This window comes from Candidatus Bathyarchaeota archaeon (assembly GCA_026014585.1).
Taxonomy (GTDB): Archaea; Thermoproteota; Bathyarchaeia; order Bathyarchaeales; family Bathycorpusculaceae; genus Bathycorpusculum.
This window is the reverse complement of the sequence record JAOZIA010000024.1, coordinates 250,280-267,092: the sequence shown is the minus strand read 5'-3', so window position 1 is coordinate 267,092 and position 16,813 is coordinate 250,280. Positions and strand designations below refer to the sequence as shown.

Genomic DNA, 16,813 nt, shown 5'->3' with positions numbered 1-16,813 from the left:
CTCCTCTTAATTGTGCCCAACCAGCACTTCCAGCTTCAACTGGCTCGGTGGCAATCCCATATCCGCGACGAGTTTTTGCATTGCCGCTACCATGCCGGGTGGTCCACAAGCGTAAAACATGTGCTCCTTATAATCAGGTAGTTCTGTTTTGATGAGGTCGGCGTTGATGTATCCTCTTTTGCCCGTCCACTCGTTGCCAGCTTCAGAGGCGACTAACACAAGGTTGAGGTGGGGGTTGCGGGTTTGCATTTGTTCAAATTCCTCTTTGAACGTGCAGTCCTTGTCCGTTTTTACACCGTAGAACAGTGTGATGTTTGCGGTTTGCTTTGTGTCGGTGCAGTATTGGATTATGCTTTTAAATGGGGTTATGCCTATGCCGCCTGCTAAAAACGTGATTTTTGTGGTTTCGCCCATAAATGTGAATTTACCGTAGGGTGTGTCTAGCAATATTGGGTCGCCTTCTTTTAGGGTTCGGAGCGTGTTTGAAAACTCGCTGGTGGATAGCCGTTTGGTGAACTCTAAGAAGTTTTGTGTTGGACTGCTAGACATGGTTAAGGGATGCATTAGAGATTTACCGTTTGCGTTGAGTGTTACTAGCATATATTGTCCAGGTTTGTAGGTGAAATCTTTGGGTTTAGCAAATCTTACGCTTATAACGTCGGGGTTATGAATTATTATTTCTTGCACTGGTGCTTCAAACTTCAAAGGTTCATCTCCAAGAAATGTCGTATGTTAACTCAAAATAGCCCTTAACTTTTATGTTGGTTGGTGGTAGCCCGGGAGAGATTCGAACTCTCGTCAACGGGTCCAAAGCCCGCTATGCTTGACCACTACACCACCGGGCTGCGTGTCTGTTTATTCACAACGTTTCTTTTATTTATGCTTAGAGGTTTAGATGGGCACTTTTTTTCTTAATAAGCATTCCTTATACAAAAATCGTTTTGTTTGTCCGCAATATACACTTTTTTTCAAATTTTACCATTGTTCAGTTGCTGGTTTGATTGGTTATTGTGAAGGTATGTGTGCAATAGATTAATAAAACCGCAAAACTTAAATACTTAGATATTAACTTTGGTTAGATTTGCGCAGGCCATATGTACTGTTTTTATTGCCTCTTGGCGAAGTGAAGGTTCTACGCTATAAATCGGAGTGAAAAACTTGAGCAGAAAAGACCAACCTAGACCGCGACTAGCTGATAAGTGTCCAGAGTGCGGTAGTGACAACTTAGTTCACGATTACGATACAGGAGAAACAGTTTGCGGTGACTGCGGGCTTGTCTTATACGAGCAAATGATGGATAAAGGACCCGAATGGCGCGCATTCACCCAAGAAGAAAAAGCTTCTAGAAGCAGAGTTGGAGTACCCACATCCTATTCCGTACACGATAAAGGCTTATCCACCGCTATCAGCCAAGTGGACAGAGACGCATTTGGACGAAAGCTCCCCTTATCCACTAGGCTTCAAATGTGGCGACTGCGAAAATGGCAAATCCGAAGCCGCGTCCACTCATCAATCGACCGAAACCTTGCCCAAGCAATGGCAGAACTAGACAGGCTCTCAGACAAAGTTTACATTCCACCACCAATCAAAGAAAAAGCCGCCGTCGTATACCGAAAAGCCCTCGACAAAGGCTTAGTTCGCGGACGATCCATCGCCGCCATCGCTGCCGCAGCTCTATATGCCGCGTGCAGAGGAAGCGGAACACCACGAACGCTTCGGGAAATTGCAGAAGCCAGCCTTGTTGACAAGAAGGACGTTGCAAGATGCTACAGGTTACTGCTACGCGAACTTGAAGTACACATGCCAATTGCAGATCCATTAACATACGTTTCCAAAATCGCCGAAAAAACCGGCATTTCAGGAAAAACACAGGGTGCAGCAATCCAGATTCTCAGGGACGCAAGAAGGAAACGTGCTGCCGCGGGAAAAGACCCCATGGGCTTAGCTGCCGCAGCTCTCTATATTGCATGTCTGCAGAATAATGAGAAAAAAACCCAAAAAGACATTGCTGAAGCTGCTGGCGTAACAGAAGTTACAGTACGTAACCGCTACAAGACACTAAAAAAGCAGTTAAATCTTGAGCTGCCAGACTAATTTTTTTCTGGCAACTTTTATTCTTCTTTTGTTTCCTCTTTTTCAAGTTCCATAACAATTGGGCCATGATAGCCGCATTCATCGCACAGATACTGTTTAGGTGTTAACCAGTAATCTAAGCTGTGTGCGAGGTGAATTTTTGTGCTGGCGCATTTTGGACAATAAATAGTGGTTATTTTCTTATGCTTGGTGTTCTTGAATACGTCTCGTAACCCATCTAACTTTTTCATCTTTGGGCTTGCACCTTAATGGTTGCTTGCTTACTGGAGTTCAATGTTTTCTTGTGGATAACCGCTCTTTATCAGGAACTCGCGGATGCGGTCTCTGTGATCGCCTTGCAGCATGATTAAACCATTTTTGCTGGTTCCGCCGCATGCACAAAAAGACTTGAGCTTTTGAGCTATATTATGCAGATTGCTGTTTTTGTCATCCATGCCATCAACAATGGTGGTTGGTCTGCCGAATTTTCGCGTTTCAAGTCTTATGCGGATACGTTGCTGTTCCTTTTCGATTTCTCCACAAACACATAAATCCTTTGGAAGCCCGCATGTCTAACAAACTTCAGCCATGACACTCAACAAATCACATAAACGGCGGTATATATAAAACTTTCAAGAAAACCGCGGTTAATCTTGGGCTTTTAGATTGATTTTACCCAAGTAAAAAATTGGTATAGCGCTTAATTCTTTGCTGTTGCTTCGCTTGCTTTAGCAAATTTTTTTTGCAGAATCCTTTATCTTTCAGTTTTGCAAGATTACTTTTGTTGGATGAATTGTAATGGCTGATTTGAAAGGTTGCCCATTTGGACAAGATTACCGAAACGACTGCAAAAACTGTGATTACGGGAAAACAAACCATTTAGACGTTGCAACCCAACAATGCGTCAAACGGTAATTTTTTTTGTATCATATCTGAATGTACAAGTTTACACAAGGCTTAAATGCGCTTGAACGGTTACTCCTATCAAAATTAGGAGAAGGCGTAATAATGAATCGAAAATTGGTATCAGTACTATCGTTGTTAACTATAGCATTATGTTTTACTGTAAGCTATGCTTATGCTGCAGTAGTTACTGGAAGCATCGGTGCTAGTGACAGTGTTATTGTTGTAGGCGGAACAGTTACATTAACCTGTACTTACAATAGTTCTGAGAGTGTTCAAGGAACAGGTACACTTATGATGAGTGGACCCGCAAGTGACCTCTCAGATCCAGATGCATTTGACTCCTGGTCAACCTTGCACTACTGGGACGGGGGAACCGGAACAAAGCACAGTCCAGTGCTAGACAGTGGCGTTCCAGTGTATTTTGAAAAAACCCTTAACGAAGTTGGATACTACAAGTTCCGTTGGCTATGCTCAGGTGGAGGCGTTGATGGTGCATACACCGAAGTCATAGTTCATGTTGTAAGCACTCCTGCAGAGTTGCCTGACGCTTCACCAGTCGCAGCGATATTAGCCTGCTTTGCAGCTGTTGGTGCAGTTGGGTTGGTAACAACAAAAAGAGCCAAGTTTCCAACAAAATTTTTTTAATTTTTATTTTCTAGTTTACTTGTGATTATTTACATCTTTACTTATTCGGTCAGTGTATTTTCTCAAGGGTTGGCTGTAGGTGAAAGCAAATTAAGCCTTATTTACCTCAAAACCTACACTAATGGGTGAGGAAGGAAGCCAAATGTCTGAACCCACAAAACAGCCCTTTGAAGGCGTACGCATAGTTTTAGCAGGTCAAGATAGAAATATTGCTAAAGTAGACGCCCAAAACAAAAACATTAACATTGACATAGAAAACAAAGACTTCGTAAAAGAACTCATCAAACTGGCAGGAGACTTCATCAGCCAAAAAAACTTTAGTTCAGAAAAAACTGACACCCTCGCAGGTTCACTGGAAATCGCCAAAGAGATTGCTGAAGTTCTAAGCAACAATGGTTTTACAGTAACTCTATCATATATGGGTGAAGCTATTGCAACCGTTGGTAAACAAGCTGAACCCACAGTTCTACAGTTAATAACCAAGACAAGAGCCATCGCTATAAACAGTGTAAAAGCAGCTTTAGACTTGATTCTCTAAGTTTTCTTGAAAAACTCTTCTGATTATTTCGTGTTTTTATGAACTAAATTGAAACAAAATTTAAAAAAAGAAAATAAAAACTTCACAATAGTAGAAGTTTAATATCTTGGTCGGTAACCGCCGCCACCAGAGCCTCTTCGGTCTCTGCCGCCGCCGAATCCACCGCCACCGCGTCTGTCTCGTCCGCCGAAGCTGCGTCCACCGCCGCCTCTGCCTCTGAATGGTCTTCTTGGTTGTTCGTATGTTTTGCTTGATATGTTGTTTTCCTCGTTTACTTCGACGCTGAGGGGTTCTTCTGCTGCTTCTAGTTTGCCGTATTTGCCAGTGTTTAGGCGTATGTTGCCTTTGAAGAGGGTTACGTAGCCATTTTCGATTTTTATGCTGTCGCCCTCGTTGACTTTTTCGATGTTGTCATCCCAAAGTGTCAGGTAAACAACGCCTGTTTCGTCACCGATGAGTGCGTCGCAGACTTTGTGTGCTGAGCCGTCTCTGCCCATTGGGATTTCTCTGATTTCTGTTTTGGAAACTACTTTGGCCAATACGTTAACCGCTTTAGATTGTGGGGTTAACTCTCCGACTTTAACATCTACGGGTTGCCTTTTGTTTTCGAAAAAACCTTCTACTGCCAATTGATTCAACACCTGTATTTTAGTTACGGACAAGATTAGATTTTCTATACACTTAAGGGTTTCGCTTAAATGATTTACCGCTTCATAACCAATTAAAATATAAGTTTGAAGCCTGATGAAGGCTCTATGGAAAAAATTCGTTTAGTAGCCACCGTAACCGTTTTTTTATTAATAATTCTGGTTTCCAGCATAATTTTTTTATCAACACCCGAACCCCAATCCATAACCACCCCAATCTACAGCTACACAGTGCAACAAACTTTTCCACACAGCACTAACTCATTCACTGAAGGCTTAACCTTTGACGAAAACTACCTGCTCGAAAGCACGGGTTTAACGGGTGCTTCATCTTTGAAAAAAATTAGCCTTGAAACAGGCGAAATCGTGCAAAGCATAGAGTTGAACAGCAACTACTTTGGAGAAGGCATAACCGTTGTCAACGGAACTATCATTCAATTAACATGGCAAAACCAGGTTGCATTCGTTTATGACAAAGAAAACTTTACCTTAATAAAACAATTCACCTACAACATGGCTGGTTGGGGCTTAACCTTTGATGGTCAAAACCTGATAATGAGCAATGGTAGCCCAAACCTGTATTTCCTAAACCCCGAAACCTTCAAAGTCACAGGGCAAATCACCGTAAAAGACGGCAACTTACCCATTGACCAGCTAAACGAGCTCGAATATGTCAACGGAACCATTTATGCTAACATCTGGCAACAAAACAAAATTGCTCAAATCAACCCGCAGGATGGACAAATTTTGGCATGGATAGACCTGACTGGACTGTATACTTCTGCAGACAGCATCAATTGCTTAAACGGAATCGCCTATAACCCACAAAACGGCGCCTTAATTGTAACAGGGAAAAACTGGCCCAGCCTCTACCAAATCCAAATCGTGCCAAACATCTAATTTTTAGTGTATTGTGTTATCTTTTTTGGTTGGAAAAGCGCCATTAGTGACCCTCCCCTCTATAGGTTCTACAATGATTAACTAATAGGCTCCAAATAGACGTTGCTTGTTGCTAGCGTGTGTAGCCCACAAAAACTTAAATTAAAAAGTGAAGCAATCCGCTTTTGAGGTAACCCAAATTGTCTGAAGATGAAAAAAAGAAAAAATACTACTATTATTATGGTGGTAAAGAAAAAAAAGCAGGAGAAATAAAAAAAGCTGAACCAGAAGGAGAACTGTACCCTTTCCAAAGAGACTTTGACAATATGATGCAGCGGTTCCAACGCGCGTTTGACGATTTCTGGGTAACACCACCCGCAAGGTGGGGACATGGATTTAGGCACCACCATGTTTTTCCGCCGATGATGTTGCCGTCTGTGGATTTGGAAGACCAAGGAAAGGACTACCGTTTGACTGTGGATTTGCCTGGGTTTAGCAAGGAAGATGTTGACGTTGAAGTCACCGAAGACGCTGTAACCATACAAGCCAAAAAAACTATGTCAGAGGAAGAAAAGAAAAAGAATTACGTACGCCAAGAAAGGTCCTCACAGGCGTATTACCGACGTGTGCCCCTGCCAGAAATGGTGGTTTCTGATGATGCAAAAGCATGCGTAAACAACGGCATCCTAGAAGTAACGTTGCCTAAAAAAGAACCTAAGAAAAGCAAAAAACTCGCCATAACATAATCCTTTTCTTTTTTTGATTCAATCTTATTTTGGAAAAGCATAATGCATAAAACATTGCTCATTTACAGATAACCATGTAACTTCCCATGTGACCCCGTTTATTTTGATGTCTTGATGTTGAGGTTTGCCTGTTTCTAAAAGCTGTGGTGCAAGACATCCCACGCAGGGCTTAACTCTTTTTTTCCATGCAACATAGCACAGTTTCCCTGGGCTAACGCCTATTTTGGCGGCTACTTTGTTTGCGATAACAATTTCGCGGGTTTTAGAGTTCACAACCATAGCAATAAATGGGAACGCATCAAGTAATATTTGGTTTAGGGTTGCTTTTTCTTTTAGGGCTTCTTGAATTTGTTTTTGCTTTGTCACGTCTTTTATTGCCATTATGAATTTGGTTTCTATGTCAATGTCTTCAAAAACGCTTAGAAAAACGTCCCCGTAAAATGTTGAGCCATCTTTTCGTTTAAACTGAATGGGCACGTTTGTCGCACCATTTTTTACCTGTAACTTATCCTGCAGTTCTTTGTTTACCTCGAAAAGATAGCTTAAACCCGATTTTTTAAGCATAGTTTCGTCTTTTTCAAGTATGTTGCACATTTGACTGTTGGCTACTAACACGGTGCCATCTGCTTTAATTAGGGCAACTGGGACTTCGCTATTTTTGAAAAAAGAACAATATTTTTTCTCGGACTCCAAAATTATTTTTTCAGCTTTTCGCTGCTCAGTTACATCAGTTCCAGAACACAACAGCCCAATCAGGTTGCCATCCTGATTTTTTAAGGGAATATTGTGCCAAAGGAAAATGCGGGTTTGCCCTTTCTTTGTTATGACTAGGCTTTCATGGAGTTGAGGAACATGGTTTTTGCTAAATTCAGCAATTAACGCTGCACCATTTTTTCGTTCACTTATGGGTATGCATTTTTCAACCCAGTCTTCACCCAACAACTCTTCCTCTTCATACCCCAGAACTTCACAGCCCTTCTTGTTTATCAACGTGATCTGCCCCTCAGTATTCAAGGCTAAAATAATATGGGATACAACCTTTAGGTATTGCTCGGCGCGATTTTTTTCTTCCAGCACTTGCAATTCAGTTGTTTTCCGTTCATTGATGTCTTCAAATAAGAATACACAGTAGCCTCTTTTTGGCCTGTAGATAGAAAGGGAAAACCAAACGCCTATTTTTTTGAAGAAATGTTCCAATTTTTGGCTTTTTCTTGTTTTAAGCATTTGGTCGTATGCTTGAGTTATTGCAGGTGTTTTAACGACTAAGCTGGGCATAATTTGTGAAGCAGTTTGACCAATTATTTCATTTCTTCTGAATTTGGTTATTTTTTCGAAGGTTTCGTTGGCTTGAAGAATTTTGAAGTCAACTATTTTTCCTTTTTTGTCTAAAATGTATCGGCAATATATAAAACCAATCATCATGTTCTCAACTAGGAAATCAAATTGCCGTTTGTCTCGTTTGAAGGTTTGACTTTGTGGTTCAGCTGCTGAGAACCATGCAGTATCAAAATAGTTTTGGGTTAATTCTACAATGCTTGAATTAGTTGAGAGAACAGAAATCTGGCTTTCTTTGGTGATTTGGTTTGTAGCAAAGAGGATGGCTTCTTTTCCGTCAAAGATAAAAAAAGTCGCAGGCGGCAAAACTACCAAGTGCCTGATTTCTAAGTTAGCTTTTTGCTGAAATCCCAATTTTTTTTTGTTTATACCGTTGTGTTTTATGGTTTCCGTTGCTATTTTAATTTTAACATCTCGCTCTAAAGCGTCTTTTAGAAGTACCTGATACTTCTCCAAAAAACGTGTTACTTTACGTTGAGATGCCATAATAAGTATGCTTTTTTGAGCATTCTCTATCAGCTTTTCCAGCCTGCTTGAACTGGCAGTGCCCGCCGGCACTAAAATAAATTCACCGCCCTTCATTTTTTCCTTTTCAGGTTGCTGCTTTTCGTAATCTTTGATTAATGTTCTTAGTTTCTCTTGTAGTAGCGTGTTTTCTTTTTCACGTTGTCCTATTAGCATGGAGACTGCTTCGGATAGCGGGAGTGGTTTGTATCTGGTGGGTGTGGCCGCAATTTTTTTGACTAAAGACATGTTTTGTAGTTCGGAGAGAGCGCGGTATGTGTCTGGGCGTGCTACGCCAGAGAGTTCTGCAACTTCTCGGATTGTTGATGTGCCTGCTTTTATGAGGGTGAGAAATATTTTTGCTTGGGTCCCGTTTACACCTAGACCTGTGAGGGTTTTGATGTCTTCGTCCCCGATAAACATAGTTTTAGTGTTGGTTGAATCAGATATTAATAAGTTACGTTATTTTTTTCAACACCATGAAAATTTTGATATTTTTGTGGCAGTACTGCCAACAGCAACTTATAAGTTCAACCAATCATACACCTTAAATGTTGTATTATGAATTTAGACACCATAGACAAAAAAATAATACAACACCTATCCGCTGGCACTAATTCATACGAACAGTTAGCAAAACAATGCGGCGTAACAAGAAACACAATATACCGCAGAATAACTGCCCTTGAAAACAAGGGGATAATAAAAAACACAATCCGATGCACCGTAAATTTTGACCACCTCGACATAACACCCATCATCTTTGGAGCAAAAGTTCCAATAAACGAGTTAGACAAAACACTAAACCTGCTCACAGCCCACAAAAACGTCAGGTTCCTATGGCGAACATACGGGCAACACACTGTGGCTTTGGTTGCTTTCTGCACAAAGGGTAATGAAGGCGAATTAATTCAGAGCATAAATGCAATATTTGAAAGCCTAAACGTTAATGATGTTAGTGTATCAACAGGTTTTGTGTGGGAAAAAATGGACTTTGCCCCCTTCAACGAAGAGATAAGCATTGAAGCAATAGCAAACATAATCGAGGAAAGAGTATAGCAAGGTTAAGGGGTAACTACATTATTTTTGAAAGTAAACAAGATGTAACTGCGCAGGTCTTTAACCTGAGCAAACTTTGCAATCACATCTACAAATAAGTCTGGGAAAGTTTCTAACCATAATCGGTAAGACGTCCTGATGCTCACATCAGTAGTTCCCAACACATCAGCTAATTCATTTTGCTTCTTAACCGCGTCATACCTGTAACCTAAAAGATAAAACATGCCGCCCACCAAACTTTTCGCGCGTCTACCATTAAAAAAAGAAAATTTGCGATAAAACGCCTTATTGAATATCAAAATTGTTTCCTTAGCAATTTGGTCAGCAAGCTCTGAATCCGCCCAGACAGCATGTGCCGCTGCCTTAACATCCTCTACGGGAATCCGTTTAAACAAGCACAAACTCATACAGGTTAGCCTCCTACTCTTCGGCAAGGGCTAACCGTTAACAGCAGGTTATCATTAACGCCTAACCTAAAAAGGACAAAAAATAAGCGTTTATTTCAAAAAAGTAGCAGTGGTGTGATGAAAAAACGGTTTTTTTGGCTTTACATGATACATTTGTTTTGTGTAGAGAGCGGAGCTTTTTGTGATTAAGAAAATAACCTTTGATAAGGTGATTTGCTAATTAATCAACAAAAAAGTTAGCGATTTTTTGAAAACTTAAGTTTAAAAACACTTCGCTACATTAGTAATCCATCGGTGTTAGTTTTGGTTAAAGAAGATGAAATGTTAGAGGAACTAAAAAAAATCAGAGCTGCCGTAGAAAAAGCTCCACCCCCTGCTCCCCCACAAGGATTCGCAAATGAGTTCAAAGCTTTTCTGTCAAAATATAAAATTCTTGGATTAGCTGTCGCGTTCATTTTAGGCTTGTACTTAGGTGCAGTTGTTAAATCATTGGCTACAGATTTCATTATACCCTTGATTGGTCTTGCAATACCGGGAATGTCGGATTTGGCAACGTTTTCGGTGACGCTCAATAATCAAGTGTTTGGTGTCGGTAACTTCATTGTTGCATTAGTTACTTTCATCATTGTAGCACTCATTGTGATCGTGGTGATGAAGGTAGCTAAAAGGTGGAAAATAGAATAAGGCATCACCTTTCTCCCTTTTTCTTTAGTGTTTCAAAGGGTTTGTTGATTATCGTATGGCTTGGTCGATTTTTGAGTCCCGTTTGGTTTTGGTGACTTCTTTGAATAGGTCTAAGCATTCCTCTTTTGTTGGTGCCTCAATGGCGATGCTGCCGTAAGCACCAATGTCGATTCGGTACTTTTTTAATTCACTTTTTATCATGACCTTTTCCCCTCTCATGAAATACCTCTTACAAGTATTGCCTACTTAAGATATATTCTTAATGTCAACTAAACGGTGACCCTGAAAAGCCGCATACAAAACACCGTTTAACAAGCATTAACAGAGTTGACGGCAATTGTGCTTATGTATACGGTCTGTTTTGCATTTTATTATCAAAAAATTTAATATTGTCTATTAAAAAATTTAATAGCGCTCGTGAGAGGCATGATGGCTAAAAAACTAAAACTTACCCTAATCACTGGGCGCACAATAGATCAGGGTGTAGGCAAAGAAATGGGCAAAGGCACCCAACGATATTTTGACACAGCCGCAATCTGTTACCTAGATAAAACAGACCTAATTAAACTCGGCATCAGAAGCAACCGTAACGTACAAGTAACCTCCAGATTTGGCTCAGTCATAGTAAAAGCTGAAGAGTTCCCCCGAGGTGCACATCCTGGACTAATTTTTATGCCCTGCGGACTATGGGCAAACGTCGTCTGTGGCGATGACACCTATAGCATGGGCATGCCGCTCTTCAAAGGCTTTCCCGTTGAAGTTGAACCCGCAAAAGACGAGCCCATCTTGACTGTAAACGAGCTTCTAAAAGAAGAATACGGAAAGGAAATGCCATGACCATTGTAAAATCTGTTGTTTGTCCAATCTGCGGTTGCCTCTGTGATGACCTAGAAGTAACCGTGAAAAACAATGAAATTGTAAAAATGAAAAACGGGTGTGCCGTATGCGAAGCTAAAATGGTTCACGGTTACAAAGAAGAACGTATCATGGAGCCTCACATACGCAAAGATGGCAAACTCGTTCCAGTATCACTGGATGAAGCCGTGCACAAAGCAGCTCAAATTCTAACGGACGCTAAATATCCCTTGTTGTTCGGCTGGGAATGCTGTACAGGTGAAGTTCAGGGCATTGGCGTGGAAATGGCAGAAGAATTGGGCTGCGCCTTAGATAATGTTTGTAGTATTTGTCATGGTCCTTCTATGATGGGTGTTCAAGAAGCAGGTATTCCCGGTTGTACCCTTGGGCAGGTACGGCACCGTGCTGACCTAATAATTTATTGGGGCAGCAATCCTTGGGCTTCACACCCTCGCCACGTTGAACGCTACACCGCCTTTCCCGAGGGACGCTTTGAGCGAAGCGAATGGAACAGTTACATGGAAAAGCTGAAAGGGGGAACCAGCCGCAAAAAAGTTGAGGCGGCATCCCGCAGGCTCATAGCCCAGCACAGACCCCCAATTCCTCCAAACGTATGCACTGTAAATGCGCCACCGCAGTCCATTCAAAAGGAAGGTCGTAAACTGATTGTGTTTGACCCCATCAAAACCATGACAGCAGAAGCAGCAGACTATTTTGTACAGGTCCAACCTAACAAGGACTACGAAATATTCCAAGCTCTACGCTGCCTAATTAACGACCAAGAATTGGACGTGGACAAGGTAGGTGGCGTTCCAGTTGAGTACTTAAAAGATGTCGCCGATGCAATGGTGAACTGCAATTTTGGCGCGATATTTTTCGGGTTGGGCTTAACCGCGAGCGCAGGCAGATTCCGAAACATCGAAGTTGCAGTCAAACTAACCCGCGACCTTAACAAGAAAACAAAATTCGTCATCATGCCTATGAGGGGACACTTCAACATTACAGGAGCAAACGTGGCTTTTACTTGGCGAACAGGTTATCCGTATGCGATGGACTTCTCTCAAGGTTACCCTCAATATAATCCAGGTGAGTTCTCAACTATTGACTTGCTAAAGAACGGTGATAATGACGCAACTCTAGTTATTGGCTCTGACCCAGGTGCGCACTTCCCTAAGCCATCATTGAAGAAAATGATGGAGCATCCCTTAATCGTCATCAACCCTGACTGGAACTGCACCTCAAGACTCGGCGATGTCGTGTTTCCAACACAGTGGTGCGGCATCGAATACGAGGGCACAGCATACCGCATGGACCACGTGCCAATTATGGTGAAAAAGGTTGTGGACCCACCGCAAGGCGTGCCAAATGATGAGGAGATTCTTCAAAAAATCCTCGCAGAAATCAGGTTGATTAAGGCTGAAAAAGCAGGAATCCCCAAGAAGGCTGTAACAAAACTAAAACAATCCTTAGACAAAGCAGAAAAAACAAAACCAAAAGCACCAACTAAAAAACGGGCAACCAAAAAAGTGCCCGCTTAACCACTTACTTTCTTAGAATTTTAGTGTTGCCCGCAACCGTTTAGGGCACAACAGCAAATCCAAACCATCCAAAATGCTGGGCACCTGCACATCCGCAGCAAGCAAACTTTGCACCGAGCAGCCTTCTCTGCCTAAAATAATCACGCCGAGCCTCGCAGCTTTGAGCATGTCTCTGTCGTTCATTCCGTTGCCAAAAGCCACCACATGCTCAGCGCCCAACGCAACAACAAAATCTGCTTTTTGAGCCACCATGTCTTTTTCTTCTAAAATGTGCAGTTCACAATTGACGTCTGCGAGTTCCTGTTTGGCTAATCCGAATTCGTCGGAGGTTAACACGTATAGTTTTAGGTGCTTGGATAAGGCGTTTAGTTTTTGTTTAACTTCAAGAGGCAACTTACCATCTAAGGCTAAGGTTCCATTAAAATCTGAAACCAGAAAATTCAATTGCAAACGTCCAAACCCTGCAATATCAATCTCCAACATGACAACAGTCACTTGTATGCAAGGATAAACCTAACCTAATTAGACCTTTTGTAAAATAAACGATGGAAAAGTGGTGCACACAAAAATTAGAGGGGTTAAAAACCCAAAAGAAGGGTTAGTCAGGTACGTCGATTACGTCAGCGCCGCAGTGTTCGCAAGTGTGGAATTGATAGATTATGTTTGAGCAGATGTTGCGGAGGTCTTCTACTTCTTGAATTGAGGGCGTGGGTAGGTTTGCGAATTTGCCTTGTGGCACCACTGGGGTAATGTTCATTATGTAGGCTCCTAAGCGGCGAACTATTTTTGCAACCTCGATGAGATGTTCAGAGTTTACGCCTGGGATATAGACGGATTTTACTTTAACCATCATGCCTGCTTCGGCAGCGTTTTGTAATCCTTCCAGCTGGTTAATGCTCAGCTCTTCGAAGGCTTCTTTGCCTCGTAAGGTTTCGCCGTTTTTGCGGACGTAGGAGTAAATTTGTGAACCGATATCGGGGTCAATAGCGTTAATTGTCAGGGTTAGTGCAGCTACACCAGCCTCTTGTAATTCTTCTACTTTTTTGGGTAATAGTAACCCGTTGGTTCCGACGCATCGTGTCATGTATGAGTACTCATCTTGAACGAACTGGAGCGTTTTGAAGGTGACATCTGTGGCTAATGGGTCACCTGGACCATATATGCTCACAATGCGTAAGCGGGGGTCAGTTTTTGCTGCAATTCGTACATTTTCTATTGCTTCATCTACTGTACCTACAGCAGGTTGACTTGTTCCAACGATGTGTCTTGATGGAGAGTAGTTGTAGCCAACGTTGTAGTCAGATAATACCGGTAAGTGTAGTCTGCTAAATTTGTATTGGGCTCCGCCACCATTGCAGAGGTGTTTTTCTATTAATCGGGCGCAACTCTTTTTGCGCATTTCTGTTCTATCCCATGTAGGTATAGTGTTCATTACTTTTCACCCGTACAGTTTGATGGTGTGAGTGCTTAAAAGCTTATTTATGAAATGTTCACAACCATTCACAAAAAACACAAAAAAGTAAACAAATTCACCTCAAAAAGCCACAACATCAGACACATATAGTGGCAATAAAAAAATACGTGCGCAATTGCACTTTTTTTAAGAAACAGAAGAGAGGAGTTTAACAGAACAATACAACACACGCCACAATTTAACAGCGTCACTTAAATACAAAAAACATTAACATATTGCCGAATGAAAATGAAGAAAATTGCAAGCATCGCGATAATCCTGTTAGTTGTTGCAAGCATTTTTTGCGGAGTCGTAGCAGCAGCCAACACGACTGGACCTGCCCCAAACTCTGGTGATGGCACACCAGACGGAAGCGGAATAACCAAACCCAACACGCCAGGAATGGGACCCGCACCTAACTCAGGCGACGGAAATCCCGACGGAAGCGGCTTCTGATTAACACCAGAATCAAAGCACACTTACACCCACCTTTTTGTTTATTTTTTGGTTTGAAACGCTCGTTTCAAAGTGTCCCTTAACTACAACACCGCGCATCATAAGTTCGGTAATAAAAATGCACGAAAAAAGAAAAATCATTACAGGCACAGCATTAATCCTTGTCATCTTAGCCGCTACGCCGATGATGTTTTTGGCACAAGCCCAAGTTCAAACGTCACCTGCAACCCAACTGGTCTCAATTGCGGAAAAAGCATCTTACCAAGTCAAAAACTTAATCGACACAATAAAATCAAACGACACAGCCCTTGACCAAATAGACGCATACAACCTGACAAGCAGTTTTGAAGAAAACATAGCCCTCTACGAAATAGACGGCTTAGGCAATTTGACAGCAGCCCAAAATGCGCTTGCCGCAAATGACTTTGACGGCGCCGTTGATTATGCTTTTGCTGCTTTTAGAGTTTTCAGACAAACCTTTAGTGAAATACACAACATCCTTGACACAGCAGACCTTCAGAAAGGTGACTTAGTAGAGAATTCAGGATTACTTGAAGCAATCGCGCGTGAACTTCAAAGAGCAGACCAACTCAGCGATATCCTTCCAAACGAGACACCCCAAGAAATCTTAACACAGCTTGAGGACGCAAAGAACTTGCTAAATGATGCCCGAAGTTTACTGCTACAAGGTAACACAACGCAGGCCAAAGCAGCCTATCACGATGCTAAACAAATTATACTGCAAATTCACCAGTACCTGAAAACTAATGCCGAAGAATCCAACAGTTGGAGAGTAGCCAACTTCACTGAGAAACTACAACGAAAAATCCAAGAAAAATTCCAATATAGCGAAGAAAACGGAATTAACTTCACCCGTGCACTAAACGCACACGGCTTCCAAAGCAAAAACCAATTTATGAATGCTCTACAAAACAGGATTGAAGCATTAACACACAACCCCAACTTTGCAGAAGTACTGCAGAACTGCCAAGACCTAAGCCAGCTGGTTCAACAGATGGAACAATCACTTAACCAAGAAATAACCCAACATCAAGGACAAAACAATGCAGGCGGAAATGGCAACGGAAACGGTCAAGGCTCCAACAACAATGGCGGCTCTAACGGCAAAGGCGGCAATTAAATCTTTAATTTTATTTTTTGAGTTGAACTTGATTTTCAAGTCCTATTTTTTTAACTTCAACAATTTCTAAACCTTCAAGACGCCTAACTAATCTCCACAGGGATGTGCGGGGCATCTCTGGAAACTTTTGGCGTATTTCTGCCTCGAAAGCTTTACCTTTTTGCTGAGCCAAAAATTCAATTACTGCAATATCTTCGGCAACCAGACTTGGGTTTTGTTTTATGATTTTTTTAGTGTTAATTTTCTTTTTTTGCAGAAAAACAAACACTACTATAGCAACAATTATTACTGCTGTGATGATGCCGCCAATTAACAGGTATTCGCTTGGAAATACGGTTGCTGGCTCGTTACTGGCTTGTTCATCTGTTTGCAGGGGAACATTATACGATATTTCCCATTGCCCTGGGCTTAAAGATAAAGATAATTCAGTTCCTGTTGTTTCTATTGCGTCGGGTACATTGTTTAGGTACATGATTGTGGAGTTTTTGGGCAAAATTACTGTTAGGTCATAGGGGTTGTTTAGTGTCAGTGTCCATAGGTCCGCATTTTTGTTGGTGAGTAGTACGGTGTCGTATTCGACTAAAATCTGAGTAGCACCCAGTGTGAATATTGTTAGGTGTGTGGTGTTTGTTTGATAGTCAATCGCTTGGTTGTTTTGGTCAAGAATGAGTATGTTTTCGGTGGATGATGATAAGATGGGTATGATTATTTCGGGGAGCAACTCGTCGGCGGTGAGTGTTTGTGTTATGTGTGCTAATCCATCTTTGTAGATGATTGCGGTTGTGGTGTTAACAGTGAAGGAGGGGGTTTGAGCGATTGCTGTGATGTACAATGTTGAGAGGATTAGTAAGGTAGTTAGGGTTATTATGCTAAACCTGCTGTCAAGTTTCATACGACTTCACAGTAATAATGGGCCGCAAGTTTTTAGAGTTTATGCACGCCAAAAG

At 41.7% G+C, this 16,813-nt stretch carries 20 protein-coding genes, 1 tRNA gene and 1 pseudogene; 11 read left to right on the top strand and 11 right to left on the bottom strand.

The window, feature by feature from the left end:
• Positions 1-6: 6 nt before the first annotated feature.
• Positions 7-705 (bottom strand): FAD-binding oxidoreductase, encoded by a 699-nt coding sequence (locus NWF01_10655; GenBank protein ID MCW4025474.1) that lies wholly within the window; start codon positions 703-705, stop codon positions 7-9.
• 64 nt (positions 706-769) lie between these two features.
• Positions 770-845 (bottom strand) — tRNA-Gln (locus tag NWF01_10650).
• A gap of 313 nt (positions 846-1,158) precedes the next feature.
• Between NWF01_10650 and NWF01_10645 the strand changes: the two genes are divergently transcribed.
• Positions 1,159-2,094, top strand: coding sequence for a transcription initiation factor IIB (locus NWF01_10645; protein MCW4025473.1), 936 nt, complete (start codon positions 1,159-1,161; stop codon positions 2,092-2,094).
• A gap of 17 nt (positions 2,095-2,111) precedes the next feature.
• On the opposite strand, the gene NWF01_10640 is transcribed toward NWF01_10645, so the two are convergent.
• Together NWF01_10640 and NWF01_10635 are read right to left on the bottom strand one after the other, a co-directional pair.
• Entirely contained in the window at positions 2,112-2,324 is a 213-nt protein-coding gene (locus tag NWF01_10640) for a hypothetical protein (protein MCW4025472.1), read from the bottom strand.
• A 30-nt stretch (positions 2,325-2,354) separates the two neighbouring features.
• Positions 2,355-2,663: pseudogene (locus NWF01_10635) on the bottom strand (translation initiation factor).
• A gap of 418 nt (positions 2,664-3,081) precedes the next feature.
• On the opposite strand from NWF01_10635, the gene NWF01_10630 reads away from it, so the two are divergent.
• Together NWF01_10630 and NWF01_10625 are read left to right on the top strand one after the other, a co-directional pair.
• Entirely contained in the window at positions 3,082-3,624 is a 543-nt protein-coding gene (locus NWF01_10630) for a hypothetical protein (GenBank protein MCW4025471.1), read from the top strand.
• A 142-nt stretch (positions 3,625-3,766) separates the two neighbouring features.
• Positions 3,767-4,162 (top strand): hypothetical protein, encoded by a 396-nt coding sequence (locus tag NWF01_10625; protein MCW4025470.1) that lies wholly within the window; start codon positions 3,767-3,769, stop codon positions 4,160-4,162.
• Positions 4,163-4,260: 98 nt separating this feature from the next.
• Here the strand turns inward: NWF01_10625 and NWF01_10620 are convergent, their stop codons facing one another.
• On the bottom strand, positions 4,261-4,791 hold the full coding sequence (locus NWF01_10620) for an OB-fold nucleic acid binding domain-containing protein (GenBank protein ID MCW4025469.1): 531 nt from the start codon (positions 4,789-4,791) through the stop codon (positions 4,261-4,263).
• A gap of 126 nt (positions 4,792-4,917) precedes the next feature.
• Here NWF01_10620 and NWF01_10615 point away from each other — a divergent pair, with 126 nt between their 5' ends.
• Entirely contained in the window at positions 4,918-5,709 is a 792-nt protein-coding gene (locus NWF01_10615) for a glutaminyl-peptide cyclotransferase (protein MCW4025468.1), read from the top strand.
• 179 nt (positions 5,710-5,888) lie between these two features.
• Positions 5,889-6,434 (top strand): Hsp20/alpha crystallin family protein, encoded by a 546-nt coding sequence (locus NWF01_10610; GenBank protein ID MCW4025467.1) that lies wholly within the window; start codon positions 5,889-5,891, stop codon positions 6,432-6,434.
• A 24-nt stretch (positions 6,435-6,458) separates the two neighbouring features.
• On the opposite strand, the gene NWF01_10605 is transcribed toward NWF01_10610, so the two are convergent.
• Positions 6,459-8,696 (bottom strand): PAS domain S-box protein, encoded by a 2,238-nt coding sequence (locus NWF01_10605; GenBank protein ID MCW4025466.1) that lies wholly within the window; start codon positions 8,694-8,696, stop codon positions 6,459-6,461.
• Between the two features lie 138 nt (positions 8,697-8,834).
• Between NWF01_10605 and NWF01_10600 the strand changes: the two genes are divergently transcribed.
• Positions 8,835-9,332, top strand: coding sequence for an Lrp/AsnC family transcriptional regulator (locus NWF01_10600; GenBank protein ID MCW4025465.1), 498 nt, complete (start codon positions 8,835-8,837; stop codon positions 9,330-9,332).
• A gap of 5 nt (positions 9,333-9,337) precedes the next feature.
• Here the strand turns inward: NWF01_10600 and NWF01_10595 are convergent, their stop codons facing one another.
• Positions 9,338-9,739, bottom strand: coding sequence for a hypothetical protein (locus NWF01_10595; GenBank protein ID MCW4025464.1), 402 nt, complete (start codon positions 9,737-9,739; stop codon positions 9,338-9,340).
• Positions 9,740-10,042: 303 nt separating this feature from the next.
• On the opposite strand from NWF01_10595, the gene NWF01_10590 reads away from it, so the two are divergent.
• Positions 10,043-10,423 carry an MscL family protein gene (locus NWF01_10590; protein ID MCW4025463.1) on the top strand — a complete coding sequence of 127 codons (381 nt, stop codon included), beginning with the start codon at positions 10,043-10,045 and terminating at the stop codon, positions 10,421-10,423.
• 48 nt (positions 10,424-10,471) lie between these two features.
• On the opposite strand, the gene NWF01_10585 is transcribed toward NWF01_10590, so the two are convergent.
• A complete protein-coding gene (locus NWF01_10585) occupies positions 10,472-10,624 on the bottom strand; it encodes a hypothetical protein (protein MCW4025462.1) in 153 nt (50 codons plus the stop codon).
• Positions 10,625-10,849: 225 nt separating this feature from the next.
• Here NWF01_10585 and NWF01_10580 point away from each other — a divergent pair, with 225 nt between their 5' ends.
• Both NWF01_10580 and NWF01_10575 read left to right on the top strand, forming a co-directional pair.
• Positions 10,850-11,260 (top strand): molybdopterin dinucleotide-binding protein, encoded by a 411-nt coding sequence (locus tag NWF01_10580; protein ID MCW4025461.1) that lies wholly within the window; start codon positions 10,850-10,852, stop codon positions 11,258-11,260.
• A complete protein-coding gene (locus NWF01_10575) occupies positions 11,257-12,816 on the top strand; it encodes a formylmethanofuran dehydrogenase subunit B (GenBank protein ID MCW4025460.1) in 1,560 nt (519 codons plus the stop codon). The genes NWF01_10580 and NWF01_10575 overlap by 4 nt, the downstream gene beginning before the upstream one ends.
• A gap of 12 nt (positions 12,817-12,828) precedes the next feature.
• On the opposite strand, the gene NWF01_10570 is transcribed toward NWF01_10575, so the two are convergent.
• Both NWF01_10570 and NWF01_10565 read right to left on the bottom strand, forming a co-directional pair.
• The gene (locus tag NWF01_10570; GenBank protein MCW4025459.1) at positions 12,829-13,299 is read right to left on the bottom strand and encodes an ATPase P; all 471 of its coding nucleotides are present in this window, start codon (positions 13,297-13,299) and stop codon (positions 12,829-12,831) included.
• 115 nt (positions 13,300-13,414) lie between these two features.
• On the bottom strand, positions 13,415-14,248 hold the full coding sequence (locus NWF01_10565) for a radical SAM protein (GenBank protein ID MCW4025458.1): 834 nt from the start codon (positions 14,246-14,248) through the stop codon (positions 13,415-13,417).
• A 270-nt stretch (positions 14,249-14,518) separates the two neighbouring features.
• On the opposite strand from NWF01_10565, the gene NWF01_10560 reads away from it, so the two are divergent.
• On the top strand, positions 14,519-14,725 hold the full coding sequence (locus NWF01_10560) for a hypothetical protein (GenBank protein ID MCW4025457.1): 207 nt from the start codon (positions 14,519-14,521) through the stop codon (positions 14,723-14,725).
• A gap of 118 nt (positions 14,726-14,843) precedes the next feature.
• Positions 14,844-15,866 (top strand): hypothetical protein, encoded by a 1,023-nt coding sequence (locus tag NWF01_10555; protein ID MCW4025456.1) that lies wholly within the window; start codon positions 14,844-14,846, stop codon positions 15,864-15,866.
• Positions 15,867-15,876: 10 nt separating this feature from the next.
• On the opposite strand, the gene NWF01_10550 is transcribed toward NWF01_10555, so the two are convergent.
• Positions 15,877-16,758, bottom strand: a complete 882-nt coding sequence (locus NWF01_10550; protein MCW4025455.1) for a hypothetical protein — start codon at positions 16,756-16,758, stop codon at positions 15,877-15,879.
• Positions 16,759-16,813 lie beyond the last annotated feature (55 nt).

Excerpts from the sequence above, each read along its gene's own strand:
- NWF01_10640 (MCW4025472.1), bottom strand. The coding sequence starts at position 2,324 with ATGAAAAAGTTAGATGGGTTACGAGACGTATTCAAGAACACCAAGCAT.
- NWF01_10630 (MCW4025471.1), top strand. The coding sequence starts at position 3,082 with ATGAATCGAAAATTGGTATCAGTACTATCGTTGTTAACTATAGCATTA.
- NWF01_10625 (MCW4025470.1), top strand. The coding sequence starts at position 3,767 with ATGTCTGAACCCACAAAACAGCCCTTTGAAGGCGTACGCATAGTTTTA.
- NWF01_10615 (MCW4025468.1), top strand. The coding sequence starts at position 4,918 with ATGGAAAAAATTCGTTTAGTAGCCACCGTAACCGTTTTTTTATTAATA.
- NWF01_10605 (MCW4025466.1), bottom strand. The coding sequence starts at position 8,696 with ATGTTTATCGGGGACGAAGACATCAAAACCCTCACAGGTCTAGGTGTA.
- NWF01_10600 (MCW4025465.1), top strand. The coding sequence starts at position 8,835 with ATGAATTTAGACACCATAGACAAAAAAATAATACAACACCTATCCGCT.
- NWF01_10595 (MCW4025464.1), bottom strand. The coding sequence starts at position 9,739 with ATGAGTTTGTGCTTGTTTAAACGGATTCCCGTAGAGGATGTTAAGGCA.
- NWF01_10585 (MCW4025462.1), bottom strand. The coding sequence starts at position 10,624 with ATGATAAAAAGTGAATTAAAAAAGTACCGAATCGACATTGGTGCTTAC.
- NWF01_10580 (MCW4025461.1), top strand. The coding sequence starts at position 10,850 with ATGATGGCTAAAAAACTAAAACTTACCCTAATCACTGGGCGCACAATA.
- NWF01_10575 (MCW4025460.1), top strand. The coding sequence starts at position 11,257 with ATGACCATTGTAAAATCTGTTGTTTGTCCAATCTGCGGTTGCCTCTGT.
- NWF01_10570 (MCW4025459.1), bottom strand. The coding sequence starts at position 13,299 with ATGTTGGAGATTGATATTGCAGGGTTTGGACGTTTGCAATTGAATTTT.
- NWF01_10565 (MCW4025458.1), bottom strand. The coding sequence starts at position 14,248 with ATGAACACTATACCTACATGGGATAGAACAGAAATGCGCAAAAAGAGT.
- NWF01_10560 (MCW4025457.1), top strand. The coding sequence starts at position 14,519 with ATGAAGAAAATTGCAAGCATCGCGATAATCCTGTTAGTTGTTGCAAGC.
- NWF01_10555 (MCW4025456.1), top strand. The coding sequence starts at position 14,844 with ATGCACGAAAAAAGAAAAATCATTACAGGCACAGCATTAATCCTTGTC.
- NWF01_10550 (MCW4025455.1), bottom strand. The coding sequence starts at position 16,758 with ATGAAACTTGACAGCAGGTTTAGCATAATAACCCTAACTACCTTACTA.